This is a genomic window from Lactobacillus sp. C449L (assembly GCF_059900815.1).
Genome location: NZ_JBWXGA010000246.1, coordinates 1 through 451 on the forward strand (window position 1 = coordinate 1; position 451 = coordinate 451).

Here is a 451-nt window from a genome sequence, read left to right on the forward strand (position 1 = left end):
GCATAGAGCGGCCGCGTCCCCGGAGCGCGGCCATGCGCCTTGCGGAACTGCTCCGACTTCGTCCAGGCCTCGAAATCCGCCTTCGACGCCCAGACCGTGTGCGAGGAATAGAGGATGTGGTCCTCGTGCTCCGGCCCGCGCAGGAGGTGGAATTCGACGAAGCCCTTCATCTCGTTGAGGTGGCTGTCCCGGTTGCGCCACACGGCCTCGAACTCATCCGTCGCGTCCTTCAGGACCTTGAACCGGTTCATCGCGATGAACACCGTCTCGTCCCTCCTCCGCTGCCGGCGCTTGCCGCAGGAATTCGCGTGAGCTGCCCGCCACGCCTTTCGGCCGGACGCCGTCCGGCAGGTGTTGTTTTCATAGGAGCGCCGATATACCCAGGTCAAGAAGAACATGGCATAAGTTTTTCTTTGTTCTAAAGTAGATTTATTGGAGGCACCTTTGCGTG

General features: G+C 61.0%; 1 protein-coding gene. It reads right to left on the reverse strand.

Annotated elements, in window-relative coordinates; translation table 11 throughout:
- On the reverse strand, positions 1–263 hold a 263-nt coding region (gene hmuQ / locus AC2JF9_RS09245; protein WP_500727181.1), incomplete at its 3' end, for a heme-degrading protein HmuQ.
- Between the last annotated feature and the right edge of the window lie 188 nt (positions 264–451).